Source organism: Actibacterium atlanticum, from assembly GCF_000671395.1.
Lineage (GTDB): Bacteria > Pseudomonadota > Alphaproteobacteria > Rhodobacterales > Rhodobacteraceae > Actibacterium_D > Actibacterium_D atlanticum.
Genome location: NZ_AQQY01000001.1, coordinates 366,569 through 380,152, shown reverse-complemented (window position 1 = coordinate 380,152; position 13,584 = coordinate 366,569). Strand labels below are relative to the sequence as shown.

The window sequence follows — 13,584 nt, the reverse complement described above, 5'->3', positions numbered from 1 at the left end:
GCGTAGATTTGCGTCTTGTTTATAGTCCTATGCCACCCCCTGCGCACGTACCAATCAATCATTTGCGAGCGATTGTTGAGCACGCCCCCCGCCGCACTGCAAATCCCATGCTCCCGCGCCTTCTGGACCCCAGGATGCGCATACAGTATCAGTAGGTTTTGCAAGCCTATGCCGCCTGACTACGCTGAAAGAACTTGCATGTCAGAATACTTTGGCATACTATTGCATACAGCCAGCTTGCCCCGGTATGTCAGAGAGATCTGCTACCGGGTCAGCAAGTTTACTCTAACACCAAGTCGTTGGGATCGTCATGAGCTTGTACACAGACTACCTTACTGAAATCGATACGCGCAAAGAGCAGGGTTTGAACCCCAAACCCATTGACGATGGTGCCCTTGTTGGCGAATTGATCGAGCAGATCAAAGACACCGGCCACAAGCACCGTGAAGACTCGCTGAAATTCTTTATTTACAACACCCTGCCCGGCACCACGAGCGCCGCTGGTGTGAAAGCTGCCTTTCTGAAAGATATCATTCTTGGTCAGGCCGACGTGGCCGAGATCAGCTCTGAATTCGCCTTCGAGATGCTGTCGCACATGAAGGGCGGCCCGTCGATTGACGTACTGCTGGATCTGGCTCTGGGTGACGATGCCGACATCGCAGCGAAAGCCGCAAGCGTGCTGAAGACTCAGGTCTTCCTGTACGAAGCCGATATGGAGCGCCTGAAAGAGTCCTTTGAAGCCGGGAACGCCGTCGCCAAGGACCTGCTGGAAAGCTATGCACAGGCAGAATTCTTCACCAAGCTGCCCGAGATCGACGAAGAGATCAAAGTGGTCACCTATATCGCCGCCGAAGGTGATATTTCGACCGACCTTCTGTCGCCCGGCGCCGAAGCCCACTCGCGCGCTGACCGCGAGCTGCACGGCAAGTGCATGATTTCGCCCTCGGCGCAGGACGAGATCGAAGCGCTCAAGATCAAGCACCCCGATGCGCGTGTGATGCTGATCGCGGAAAAAGGCACCATGGGTGTTGGTTCGTCGCGGATGTCGGGTGTGAACAACGTCGCCCTGTGGACCGGCAAGCCTTCCAGCCCCTATGTTCCCTTTGTGAACTATGCGCCGGTTGTGGCTGGCACCAACGGCATTTCGCCGATCTTCCTGACCACCGTTGGCGTGACCGGCGGGATCGGTGTCGACCTGAAAAACTGGGTCAAGAAAACCGACGAAGACGGCAACCCGATCCTGAACAACGACGGCGACCCGATCCTCGAAGAAAAATACTCGGTCGAGACCGGCACCGTGCTGACCATCAACACAAAAGACAAGAAGCTGTACAGCGCCGATGGCTCGGATGAGCTGGTCGACATGGCTGGTTCTTTCACCCCGCAAAAGCTGGAGTTCATGAAGGCCGGCGGTTCTTATGCCATCGTCTTTGGTAAAAAGCTGCAGACATTCGCCGCTGAAACCCTTGGTGTCGAAGCCCCTGCCGTATTCGCCCCCTCCAAAGAGATTTCCGCCGAAGGTCAGGGCCTGACTGCGGTTGAGAAAATCTTTAACAACAACGCTCTGGGCGTGGCCGACGGCAAAACCCTGAGCGCCGGTTCGGACGTACGCGTGCGGGTAAACGTTGTTGGCTCGCAGGATACCACCGGTCCGATGACTGTGCAGGAACTGGAAGCCATGGCCGCGACCGTCGTGTCGCCCGCCGTTGACGGTGCGTATCAGTCGGGCTGTCACACCGCATCGGTCTGGGATCTTAAAGCACAGGCCAACACGCCCAAGCTGATGAAGTTCATGAACGACTTCGGTCTGGTCACCGGTCGTGACCCCAAAGGCGTCTATCACTCGATGACCGACGTGATCCACAAGGTGCTGAACGACATCACCGTATCGGATTGGGACATCATCATCGGCGGCGACAGCCACACCCGGATGTCCAAGGGCGTCGCCTTTGGGGCGGACAGTGGTACCGTGGCGCTGGCGCTGGCCACCGGCGAAGCCTCCATGCCGATCCCGGAATCAGTCAAGGTGACCTTCAAAGGCAAAATGCAGGACCACATGGATTTCCGTGATGTCGTGCACGCCACGCAGCAGCAGATGTTGCAGCAGCATGGCGACAACGTCTTCCAAGGCCGCGTGATCGAAGTGCACATCGGCACCCTGCTGGCCGACCAAGCCTTTACTTTCACCGACTGGACCGCCGAGATGAAGGCGAAGGCGTCGATCTGTATCTCGAATGACGAGACCCTGATCGGTTCGCTGGAACTGGCAAAGAGCCGCATCCAGATCATGATCGACAAAGGCATGGAGCATGAAAACGGCATGCTGCAGGGTCTGATCGACAAGGCCGACAAACGCATCGCCGAGATCAAATCGGGTGAAAAGCCTGCCCTGACCCCGGATGCCAATGCCAAGTACTTCGCTGAAGTTGTTGTTGATCTGGACGTCATCGACGAACCGATGATTGCCGACCCCGATGTAAACAACGCCGACGTGTCAAAGCGTTACACCCACGACACCATCCGCCCGATCTCGTATTACAAAGCCGAGAAGAAAGTGGATCTGGGCTTCGTTGGTTCGTGCATGGTGCACAAGGGTGACATCAAGATCGTCGCCCAGATGCTGAAGAATCTGGAAAACGCCAACGGCAAGATCGAATTCAACGCCCCGCTGGTTGTCGCCGCCCCGACCTACAACATCATTGATGAGCTGAAGGAAGAAGGTGACTGGGACGTGCTTGAGAAATACTCGGGCTTCGAGTTCGACGACAGCGCCCCGAAGACCACCGCACGTACCGAGTACGAAAACATCCTGTATCTGGAACGTCCCGGCTGTAACCTGTGCATGGGTAACCAGGAAAAGGCCGCCAAAGGTGATACCGTTCTGGCCACCTCGACCCGCCTGTTCCAAGGCCGCGTTGTGGGTGACAGCGCCGACAAGAAGGGTGAATCGCTGCTGGGTTCGACCCCGGTAGTGGTTCTGTCAGCCATCCTTGGCCGCACCCCGACCTTGGAAGAGTACAAGGTCGCCGTTGAAGGTATCGACCTGACCAAGTTCGCGCCGCCGCTGCAGGTGCCGGCGACCGCACGGTCTGTCCACTTCTGATCTGTCGTTCATCGACACCACAAGACATGCAAGGGCGGTGCAGGTATCTGCGCCGCCCTTCGTCTTTTGCCCTTGCCCGACTTGAGCGACCGGCCTTTTTGCCTATCTTTAAGGTAACCGTCTGAGCCAGCAGGAGCCACGCCATGACTGTCACCGTCGGACAAGACAGCGCCAAAACCCGCCGCACCCTAAAGGTGGGCGATCAGAGCCTTTCCTATTACTCGATCCCGGCTGCGCAGACCGCGGGACTGGGCACGTTTGAAAACCTGCCCGCCGCACTGAAAGTGGTTCTTGAAAACCTTTTGCGGTTCGAAGACGCCGGGTTTTCAGTGTCAGTGGATGACATCAAAGCTTTCGGCGAATGGGGGGCCAATGGCGGCAATAACCCGCGTGAAATCGCCTATCGCCCTGCCCGCGTGTTGATGCAGGATTTCACCGGCGTGCCTGCCGTGGTCGATCTGGCGGCGATGCGCGACGGGATTGTGGGGCTGAAAGGCTCGGCTTCAAAGATCAACCCGCTGGTGCCGGTGGATTTGGTCATCGATCACTCGGTCATGATCGACTACTTCGGCAATCCGCGCGCATTTCAGATGAATGTGGACCGCGAATATGAACGCAATCTTGAACGCTATACTTTCCTGAAATGGGGCCAGACCGCGTTCAACAACTTCCGCGTTGTGCCGCCGGGCACGGGTATTTGCCATCAGGTGAACGTCGAATATCTGGCGCAGGCGGTTTGGACCGACGAGGACCAGAACGGCGATCTGATCGCCTACCCCGATACGCTGGTGGGCACCGACAGCCACACCACCATGGTCAATGGCATGGCTGTGCTGGGCTGGGGCGTTGGCGGCATAGAGGCCGAGGCGGCAATGCTGGGCCAGCCGATTTCCATGCTGATCCCCGAAGTCATCGGCTTCAAGCTGACCGGCGAGATGGTCGAGGGCACGACCGCCACCGATCTGGTGCTGAAAGTCGTGGAAATGCTGCGCGAAAAAGGCGTGGTGGGCAAATTCGTCGAATTCTACGGTGACGGGCTGGATCACCTGCCTTTGGCCGACCGCGCCACCATCGCCAACATGGCGCCTGAATATGGCGCGACCTGCGGCTTCTTCCCAATTGACGCTGAAACCCTGCGCTACATGCATAAAACCGGCCGCGATGAGGATCGGATCGCGCTGGTCGAAGCCTATGCTAAGGAAAACGGGTTCTGGCGCGGTGCAGATTACGACCCGATCTATACCGACACTTTAGAGCTGCACATGGGCAGCATCGTGCCCGCCATTTCCGGCCCCAAACGGCCACAGGATTTCATCCCGCTGACCGACACGAAATCTGCCTTCGCCGGCGAAATGGCCAAGACGTTCAAACGCGACATGGGCAAAGAGGTCCCGGTCGAGGGCGAAGATTACACGATGGGGTCAGGCAAGGTTGTGATTGCCTCGATCACCTCCTGTACCAATACGTCGAACCCTTATGTGATGATCGGCGCGGGGCTGGTGGCGCGCAAAGCGCGCGCGCTGGGGCTGGACAGCAAGCCTTGGGTGAAGACCTCTCTGGCGCCCGGATCGCAGGTCGTGACCGACTATCTTGAGGCCGCAGGGCTGCAAGACGATCTGGACGCCATCGGCTTTAACCTTGTCGGATATGGCTGCACCACCTGCATCGGCAACTCTGGCCCGCTTCAGCCCGAGATTTCCGACGCGATCAATAAGGGCGATCTGGTCGCCACCGCCGTGTTGTCGGGCAACCGCAACTTTGAAGGCCGCATCAGCCCCGATGTGCGCGCCAACTATCTGGCCTCGCCGCCCTTGGTGGTGGCCTATGCGCTGGCAGGCGACATGAACATTGATCTTACCTCGGAACCGCTGGGCGAAGGCACCGATGGGCCGGTCTATCTGAAAGACATCTGGCCCAGCAACGCCGAGATCGCCGCGCTGGTCGATCAGACCGTCACCCGCGAGGCGTTTCAAAGCAAATACGCCGATGTCTTCAAAGGCGACGAGAAATGGCAAAGCGTCGAGGTGCCGGATCAGGAAACCTATGACTGGCCGCCCGCGTCCACCTATATCCAGAACCCGCCCTATTTTCAGGGCATGGGGCCCGAGCCGGGCACGATCAGCAATATCGAAGGCGCCAAGGTGCTGTTGATGCTGGGGGACATGATCACCACCGATCACATCTCGCCCGCCGGGTCGTTCAAAACCGACACGCCTGCGGGCCGATATCTGATGGAGCGGCAGGTCGAGCCGCGCGAGTTTAACTCCTACGGGTCGCGGCGCGGCAACCACGAGGTCATGATGCGTGGCACCTTTGCCAACATCCGCATCAAGAATGAAATGCTGGATGGGGTCGAAGGCGGCTATACCAAAGGGCCGGACGGCGCGCAGACCAGCGTGTTTGATGCGGCGATGGCGCATCAGGCCAATGGCACCCCGCTGGTGGTGTTTGGCGGCGAACAGTATGGCGCAGGCTCTAGTCGTGACTGGGCGGCCAAGGGCACCGCGCTTTTGGGGGTGAAGGCAGTGATCGCCGAAAGCTTTGAACGTATTCACCGCTCCAACCTTGTGGGCATGGGGGTGATCCCGTTTGAATTCACCGCCGGCGACACCCGCAAGACGCTGGGGCTGACGGGGGATGAGACCGTGTCGATCACCGGTTTGGATACGATCGAGCCACTGCAAGACGTGCCCTGCACCATCACCTACGCTGATGGCACGACCAAAGAAATCACCCTGAAATGCCGCATCGATACCGCGCCCGAGATCGAATACGTCGAACACGGTGGCGTGCTGCATTACGTGCTGCGCGATCTGGCGAAAAGCTAACGCAAGAACGCCGGAAACACTGTGTTTCCGGCCCTTCCGGGCCAAACAAGGCAAGATTTAGGCGAAATTAAGGAACAGAGGCGCTAGCCTGTCCCGCATGTGGGGACGATTGACTCGATTCGCGGTACCAATACCGATCTTGGAAGGCATGGCTTTTGCCGCCTTCGTACTGCTATTGATGAACGCAGGCTAAGCCTTATTCAACAGCGGCGGACTGAATGGCCGGCAGGATCTTATCCTGCAGGATCGACACGGTGATCGGCCCCGGAAAACGCAGGACAACCTGCCCTTTCCCATCAATCACAAAGGTTTCCGGCACGCCGTAAACGCCCCAGTCCAACGCGGTGCGCCCGACCGGATCGGTCGCTTTCGCCGCATAGGGATCGCCGAGCTCCTCAAGGAAACCGCGCGCCTTGGCGGGTTCATCCTTGTAGTTGATGCCATAGATGGTCACGCCTGCGTCCTGCATCGCCTCAAGCTGGGGATGTTCAGCGCGACACGGCGCGCACCAACTCGCCCAGAAGTTCACCAGCTTGACGCCCGGTGCGCGCAACATTGCATCCTGCAGGGCCTCGCCTTCGCCAAACGGTTCTACCTGAAGCGCTGGCGCGGGTTTGCCCGCAAATGTCGACGGCAAAACATCGGGGTCCTCGCGGTACATCCCCACAAGGAACAGCGCCGCCAAGGCAAGAAAGATCAGCGGTGGCAAGACCATCAACAGCGGGATTTTGCGCTTTGCTTCATCAGCCATTGTTGCGTTCCTCAACTTCTTTCAGTTGCTTGCGAACCTTGGCAGACCGCATCAGGCTGCCGCCGATAAGAGCGGCCAGCAGAAGCAGTGTGACCGCATAGGCGCCCAGCACCTCGGTGGCGTATTTTCCAAGTTCAGGGATCATGTCATGCGCTCCCGTGCCATCAGGGTTTTCAGGCGTCGTGTGCGAATTTCGGTGCGGGTGCGCAGCAGGACCAGCAGCACGAACAACAGCACGAAACCAATCATGCAAAGCAGCAGCGGATAGAAGAAGACGTCATTCACGTGTTCCTCTTTGTCCAGTGAAACAGACGCGCCCTGATGCAGCCCCTGATTCCAGAAGTTCACCGCATAGCGCGACAACAGCGCAAAGACCGACCCCACCATGCACAGCACGCTTGTCAGGTCCGCCGCGGCATCCGGGTTTTCGATGGCCGCCCAAAGCGCCATGTAGCCAAGGTAAAACAGGAACAGCACAAGGAACGAAGTCAACCGCGGATCCCAGGCCCAATAGGTGCCCCACATCGGTTGACCCCAGATCGCCCCGGTAAAGAGTGCAATCAAAGTCATGGTAATGCCGATAGGTGCTGCCGCCCGCGCGGCCAGCGCCGAAACGTGGTGACGGCGCACCAGCCAGATCAGCGAGGCCACCAGCATCATCAGCCAGGCGTTAATCGCCATCAGGGCCGCAGGCACATGGATGAACATGATCTTGACGGTCGAGCCTTGCTTATAGTCGTCAGGGGTAAAGAAGAACCCCCAGACCAGACCGACGATCAGGGTGACGGCCGTCAGGACGCTCAGCGCAGGAAGTACCTTTGCCGAGGTCTGCATGAATTTGACCGGGTTCGCGTATTGCCAGATAGATGCCATGGGGATGTCTTATGTCCTCTGGGGTGTCTTCTCAAGTTCAATACTGCGTGAACGTCTGTGCCATGACGCCTTAACGCAGATTGATACGAATTGCAGCAGCGGCAGCAAAAGGCAGCAGCGCGCAGGTGGCCAGAGTGACCCCTGCCAGCATCAAAGCCGGGGTTGCGGTGGTCAGGCCGTCAAGCGCCCGCTTCACGGTTTCCGCGCCGAAGATCAGCGTCGGCACGTACAGTGGCAACACCAGCAACGACATCAGCAGCCCGCCTCGTTTCAGCCCCACGGTCAGTGCCGCGCCAAACGTGCCGATCATGCTTAGGGCCGGGGTGCCAATGGCAAGGCTCAGCAGCATCCAAAGGTAGCCTTCGACCGGCAGGTGCAACAGCGTGCCCAGCACCGGCGCGGCCAGCGTCAGCGGCAATCCGGTGGTGACCCAATGGGCGGCGGCCTTCATCGCCACCACGCCCTCAAGCGGGATCGGCGCAGTGGCCAGCAGGTCTAACGAGCCATCCTCGAAATCCAGCGCAAAGATACGATCCAGCGATAACAGGCAGGCCAAAAGCGCCCCCACCCACAGGATGCCCGGCGCGATGACCGACAGGATCGCGCTTTCGGGGCCAACGCCAAAGGGCACAAGGATGGTGACGATCAGGAAGAACGCCAGTCCAAGGCCAAAGCCCCCGCCTGCGCGGATCGCCAAAATCAGGTCTCGGGTCAGCAGCGCGATCACAGGAAGGCCTCGTCGAAATCGTCATAGACCGGGGTTTTGGCTTTGAAGGGGGACATATCCAGCACACGGGCCTCGAACCCCAGATCAATATGGGTGGCAATCAGCGCCATGCCTCCGCCCTCCAGATGCGCCTGAACCGCCTGCGCGAACAGCGCGACGGAATCCGTATCCAAAGACACCGTGGGTTCATCCAAAGCCCAAATGGGCCGCCCCGTCACCAAGAGCCGCGCCAACCCAAGGCGGCGCTTTTGCCCGGCAGAAAGGTTCTGCGCCTGACGCTCGGCCAGTTCTGTCAGGTTGAAATGCGCCAAAGCATGTTCAATGCCCTTGGTGCCAAAGATGCGCGCCCAGAATTTCAGGTTTTCGGCCACCGTCAGCGTCGCCTTCAGCCCATCAGCATGGGCGGCATAGGCAAGGCTTTCATGGGGTACGGAAACCGAGCCCGCCAAGGGGGGCTGCAATCCCGCCAACGTGCGCAGCAGCGTGGTTTTGCCGATGCCGTTTGGGCCACGCAGAAACAGCGCTTCGCCCCCTGAAACGGTGAAATTCACCCCTTCCAGAATGGGCACGCCCCCACGGGCACAGGAAAGATCGCTGACTTGCAGTTCCATGGCACCCGCTTAGCAAGTTCGCGCCATCTGGGAAAGCGCTTATGCAGTGGGCAGCAGGGCCGCGGCGACACGGCGCCCTTCAGACAGCAGCACATTATAGGTGCGGGCAGCGGCGGGGCTGGCCATAACCTCGACGCCCAGTCCGGCTTCTTCCAGCTGCGCGCGCAGATCGGCGGGCAAATGGGCGATCTCGTTTCCCATGCCGACAAACAGTACATCCACCTGCCCCACCAGCGTCATCAGTGGCGCCGGATCGTCCAGCCCTCCCCACGGGGTAACAGTGGCGCCATTGGCGATGACCGCGCCTTTGAACAGCTCGCCCCCGATGCGGAAAAAGCCGGGGCCGTAGCCATCAATCGGCGTGACGCCTTCGAAAGTGACCTCGGACAGGTGCATCAGGCGTCTACGTTGCCGAATTGGGTGCCCGCGGCACCGTTGTCAGGCTTGGACCAGTCGCGTTTCACACCCAGCATCAGCAGGATGTTCGAGGCCACAAAGACTGACGAATAGGTGCCGATCACCACGCCAAGGATCATCGCAAAAACGAACCCGCGTATCACGTCACCGCCCAGCACGATCAGCGAGATTAGCGCGATCAGTGTCGTGACCGAGGTCATCACCGTGCGCGAAAGTGTTTCATTGATCGACAGGTTCAGGACCTCGCGCAGGGTGAGCTTCTTGAACCGGCGCAGGTTTTCCCGCACCCGGTCAAATACCACCACGGTATCGTTCAGCGAATAGCCCACGATGGTCAAAAGCGCTGCGATAATCGCCAGATCGAACTTGATCTGGAACGCGGCGAACAACCCGATGGTCAGCGCCACGTCATGCACCAACGCCGCCACAGCGCCCAGCGCGAACTGCCATTCAAACCGCAGCCAGATATAGATCAACACCGCGCCGATGGCCAAAACCACCGCCAGCACAGCGGTTTGCACCAGCTCGCCCGAGACTTTGGGGCCAACGCTTTCGACGCTTGGGAAGGTGATCGCCGGGTCAACGGCGACCAACGCGCCCTGCACGGCCAGAATGGTTTGGGGCGTGATCGCCTCTTGTCCGTCCTGGGCCTGAATGCGGATTTGGGCGACGTTTTTATCCGGGCCGAATGTCGCATCAAAGACCTCGGTAATGGACACATCGCCAAGGTTCAGTGGCGTCAGCGCATCACGATAGGTGCCCACGTCAACGGACTGGGTGCTTTCGGTGCGGATCGTCGTGCCGCCCCGGAAGTCGATGCCAAAGTTCAGGCCAAAGATAAAGAACGCCACAATCGACAGCACCACCAACAGACCCGAAAGGCCAAAGGTCACGCGCGACAGTGAAAAGAAGTCATAGCTGGTTTCAGTGGGTACGAGCTTTAAACGCATGGGTAAATCCTCATACCTCGATCTGTTTGGGGCGGCGGCGTTCCATCCACCACACGATCAGCAGGCGCGTCACAAAGATCGCCGTAAAGACCGAGGTGATGATGCCCACGCCCAAGGTCACCGCAAAGCCGCGCACCGGGCCAGAGCCCAGCATGAACAGGATCACGGCGGTGATCAGTGTGGTGATATTGGCGTCGATGATGGCGGACAGGGCTTTTTCATAGCCCAGATCAATCGCCCGCGCCGGGCCTTTGGCGGATTTCAGCTCTTCGCGGATGCGTTCAAACACCAGCACATTGGCGTCCACCGCCATACCAATGGTCAACACGATCCCGGCGATGCCCGGCAGGGTCAGCGTGGCACCGATCATCGACAGCAGGCCAAAGATCAGCCCGACGTTGATGATCAACGCGACATTCGCGAACAGGCCAAACAGGCCATAGGACAGCCCCATGAACACCAGCACGGCAATCCCCGCCACGATACAGGCGATCTTGCCGGCCTCGATACTGTCGGCGCCAAGCTCCGGGCCGATGGTGCGTTCTTCAAGGAAAGTCAGTTCAGCGGGCAGCGCACCTGCGCGCAGCAAGATCGCCAGTTGATTGCTTTCCTCAACCGTGAACCCACCCGAAATTTGCCCCGAACCACCCCGAATTGCATCGCGGATCACCGGGGCGGAAACCACCTCGTCATCCAGCACGATGGCAAAGGGTGATCCGATATTTTCAACCGTGTAGTCCCCGAATTTTCGCGCGCCCGTGGCATTAAAACGGAAAGTCACAACGGGTTGACCGTTTTGATCAAAGGCGGGCTGCGCATCGACCAGATCTTCGCCGGAAACAACCGGGGTCTGCTCGACGATGTAAAACACGCCTTCCTCATCCAGTGAGGGCAGGATTTCATTGCGGGCACCGGGCGCCTGATCCGGGTTTGACGAGCGTCCGACGACCGGATGGAAGGTCAGGCGCGCAGTCGTACCGATCAGCGCTTTCAACTCGGCGGCGGAACCGATGCCGGGCACCTGAATCAGAATCCGGTCTTCGCCCTGACGTTGGATGGTGGGTTCGCGGGTGCCGACCTCATCCACGCGGCGGCGGATGATTTCCAGTGATTGCTGGATCGTGCGGTCATCGGTGGCTTGCGCCTCGGCCTCGGACAGGCGCACAATCAGATCGGCGCTGTCCCCCGACACCACGATGTCATTTTGGCCCACCCCGGTCAGCGAAGCGACAGGCCGCGCCAATTCGCGCACGGCCTGCAGGGCCACGGCCATGCCTTCGGGCTGCGAGATGCGCACGCGCAGCTCGGCCGGGTCGCTGTCTTGGCGGCGGATGGTGCCAACCTCGGCCCGCACCTCGCGCAGCGCGTCGCGCACATCGGGCCACATGGCATCAATGCGGTCGGCGTAAACGTCTTCCACCTGCACCTCGGCCAGCAAATGCGCCCCCCCGCGCAGATCCAGCCCCAGGTTCACCAGCCCGCTGGGCATCCATGCTGGCCACGCCCCCTTTTGCGCCTCAAGGACAGGCGTGCTGCCCGCCTGTTCGATCTCTTTGATGGCGTCGTTGTGGCCCTCAACCCGCACATAGAACAGGTTGGGCAAAGCCAGCGCCAGACCAAGCAGGCAGGCGCCCACGATCATCAGGCGCTTCCAAAAGGGGATTTGCAGCATGGTATGTCAGCCTTAAGCGGTCTCTGCCGGTTCGGTTTTGTTCAGAACCTGCGTGATGGTGGCACGCACAACGCGCACTTTCACGCCCTCGGCGATCTCGACCTCTACCTCGTTGTCATCCTTGACCTTCGAGACCTTGCCGATCACGCCGCCCTGGGTGACGATCTGATCACCGCGACGCAGAGCCTCGACCATCGCCTTGTGCTCTTTCATCTTCTTTTGCTGCGGGCGGATCATCAGGAAATACATGATCACGAAGATCAGGATCAGCGGCACAAAGCTGGTCAAAGCGCTGCCACCACCGGCAGCCTGAGCATAAGCAGGCGTTGCAAACATCGGAAAGTTCCCCTCTTGGTCGGGCCCTACCGGCCCTGTGATGAATTGGCGCGCACCCTAGCCAGCGCCCAAAGGGATAGCAAGGCGGATCACACCGGATATGGGCACGGATTGCGGGGCGGCAAGGATCAAAGCGCAACAAAGGGCAGCGCCGGCCCGAGGGGTGGCGCAATCGCGCCGCCCCATGGGGGCGGGACGGCGCTGCCCGTGCCGCAAGCGACACGGGCATTTCAGACTTCCCCCACGCGCAAACCTGCCCCATGATGCCCCCATTGGTTGAGGGCAATGTAATGCAGAAAAAATCGACTTTGCTTGTGGCGTTGGGATTTAGCGAGCCGCTAAATTACGACCGCGCACCAAGATTCATGAGCTTTTTAGGGGTGTTGATAACTACCTGCATGTTGGTCTTATGTGCCGTGATTGTAGGCTTAATAGCATTGCTAGCCGCGGCGACTTACGAAGCCATTAACGGCCCAAATCAGTTTACCGAAAAGTCGATCTACCAAATTGGCGTGGTTCTAGCGGCACTGCTTGGCGCTCCATTTGTTGTTTGGCGTTCCTTAGTTGCTCAAAGACAGGCCGATATTGCAGCCAAAGCACTACTGACTGAACGCATATCAAAGGTAGTTGATCAATTTGGTAGTGAGGAAATAACAGTACGAGTGGGGGCGGTTTATACCCTCGAAAGCATTATGCTGGACTCCAAAGAAGATAGAGTGAGAATGTGGACAATCTTGAACGCATTCTTGACTGAAAAACAAAAAAGCACAGATATATGTGATATAGAAGAAGAGACCGAAGGTTCTAAAGAAGACCCTCCATCAATGCCAGCGGACGTCCAAGCGGCGTTAACTGTTTTAACCAGAAACCGGAACGACAGCATCTAAGGCGAGTGTAGAATGAAGAAATCGTTGAAAGATTTCGTTCTGAATCTAAGCAATGCAAGCTTGGCAAGGGCCAACCTGCAAAGTGCAGACCTGTCTAGCGCACTTGCAAAAGGCGTGGACTTTCGGTTGGCGAACTTCCGTGAGGCTGTAATGCGGTTAGCGAATCTGGAGGGTTCTGATTTTTCTGGAGCTGATCTAAGTTATGCGGATCTAACTGGAGCAAACCTTTCAGGCGCCATCCTTCGAAAGGTAAATATGTCCCATGTCGAACTGGATGAAGCGGATCTTCGTGGAGCGGACCTGAGTGGTGTAATAAATTTGGATCCCAGAGAGCTAGCCGACGCTTTGGGTGATGACAACACAATTTTACCCGAGAATGTAGAACGTCCCGAAAGTTGGTCTTCGCCGATACCGGCTATTTAACTGAAA

13 protein-coding genes are annotated in these 13,584 nt (G+C 58.6%); 4 read left to right on the top strand and 9 right to left on the bottom strand.

All coding sequences use genetic code 11. The features are described from left to right. The first annotated feature begins 310 nt into the window (after positions 1-310). Both ATO10_RS01865 and acnA read left to right on the top strand, forming a co-directional pair. A complete protein-coding gene (locus ATO10_RS01865) occupies positions 311-3,103 on the top strand; it encodes a bifunctional aconitate hydratase 2/2-methylisocitrate dehydratase (protein WP_035247252.1) in 2,793 nt (930 codons plus the stop codon). 143 nt (positions 3,104-3,246) lie between these two features. Then, on the top strand, positions 3,247-5,931 hold the full coding sequence (gene acnA / locus ATO10_RS01860) for an aconitate hydratase AcnA (RefSeq protein ID WP_035247250.1): 2,685 nt from the start codon (positions 3,247-3,249) through the stop codon (positions 5,929-5,931). A gap of 196 nt (positions 5,932-6,127) precedes the next feature. Here the strand turns inward: acnA and ATO10_RS01855 are convergent, their stop codons facing one another. The 9 genes from ATO10_RS01855 to yajC all read right to left on the bottom strand — a co-directional run bounded on the left by ATO10_RS01855 (position 6,128) and on the right by yajC (position 12,268). Then, complete coding sequence (locus tag ATO10_RS01855) at positions 6,128-6,682, bottom strand: DsbE family thiol:disulfide interchange protein (protein ID WP_238323337.1); 555 nt, start codon at positions 6,680-6,682, stop codon at positions 6,128-6,130. Continuing rightward, positions 6,675-6,827 carry a heme exporter protein CcmD gene (ccmD, locus tag ATO10_RS16125; RefSeq protein WP_202898638.1) on the bottom strand — a complete coding sequence of 51 codons (153 nt, stop codon included), beginning with the start codon at positions 6,825-6,827 and terminating at the stop codon, positions 6,675-6,677. The genes ATO10_RS01855 and ccmD overlap by 8 nt, the downstream gene beginning before the upstream one ends. Then, entirely contained in the window at positions 6,824-7,555 is a 732-nt protein-coding gene (locus ATO10_RS01850) for a heme ABC transporter permease (protein ID WP_035247248.1), read from the bottom strand. Before ATO10_RS01850 ends, ccmD begins: the two co-directional genes overlap by 4 nt. A 70-nt stretch (positions 7,556-7,625) precedes the next feature. Next, positions 7,626-8,282 (bottom strand): heme exporter protein CcmB, encoded by a 657-nt coding sequence (gene ccmB, locus ATO10_RS01845; RefSeq protein WP_035247247.1) that lies wholly within the window; start codon positions 8,280-8,282, stop codon positions 7,626-7,628. Beyond that, positions 8,279-8,893, bottom strand: a complete 615-nt coding sequence (gene ccmA / locus ATO10_RS01840) for a heme ABC exporter ATP-binding protein CcmA (protein ID WP_035247245.1) — start codon at positions 8,891-8,893, stop codon at positions 8,279-8,281. Before ccmA ends, ccmB begins: the two co-directional genes overlap by 4 nt. A 39-nt stretch (positions 8,894-8,932) precedes the next feature. After that, positions 8,933-9,289, bottom strand: a complete 357-nt coding sequence (locus ATO10_RS01835; protein WP_035247243.1) for an Mth938-like domain-containing protein — start codon at positions 9,287-9,289, stop codon at positions 8,933-8,935. After that, complete coding sequence (gene secF, locus ATO10_RS01830; RefSeq protein WP_035247241.1) at positions 9,289-10,260, bottom strand: protein translocase subunit SecF; 972 nt, start codon at positions 10,258-10,260, stop codon at positions 9,289-9,291. The genes ATO10_RS01835 and secF overlap by 1 nt, the downstream gene beginning before the upstream one ends. 10 nt (positions 10,261-10,270) lie before the next feature. Further along, positions 10,271-11,932, bottom strand: coding sequence for a protein translocase subunit SecD (gene secD / locus ATO10_RS01825; protein ID WP_035247239.1), 1,662 nt, complete (start codon positions 11,930-11,932; stop codon positions 10,271-10,273). 12 nt (positions 11,933-11,944) lie between these two features. After that, a complete protein-coding gene (gene yajC / locus ATO10_RS01820) occupies positions 11,945-12,268 on the bottom strand; it encodes a preprotein translocase subunit YajC (RefSeq protein WP_051597888.1) in 324 nt (107 codons plus the stop codon). A gap of 290 nt (positions 12,269-12,558) precedes the next feature. Here yajC and ATO10_RS01815 point away from each other — a divergent pair, with 290 nt between their 5' ends. Further along, positions 12,559-13,155, top strand: a complete 597-nt coding sequence (locus ATO10_RS01815) for a hypothetical protein (RefSeq protein WP_035247237.1) — start codon at positions 12,559-12,561, stop codon at positions 13,153-13,155. Between the two features lie 12 nt (positions 13,156-13,167). Next, on the top strand, positions 13,168-13,578 hold the full coding sequence (locus tag ATO10_RS01810; protein ID WP_051597887.1) for a pentapeptide repeat-containing protein: 411 nt from the start codon (positions 13,168-13,170) through the stop codon (positions 13,576-13,578). The last annotated feature ends 6 nt before the right edge of the window (positions 13,579-13,584 follow it).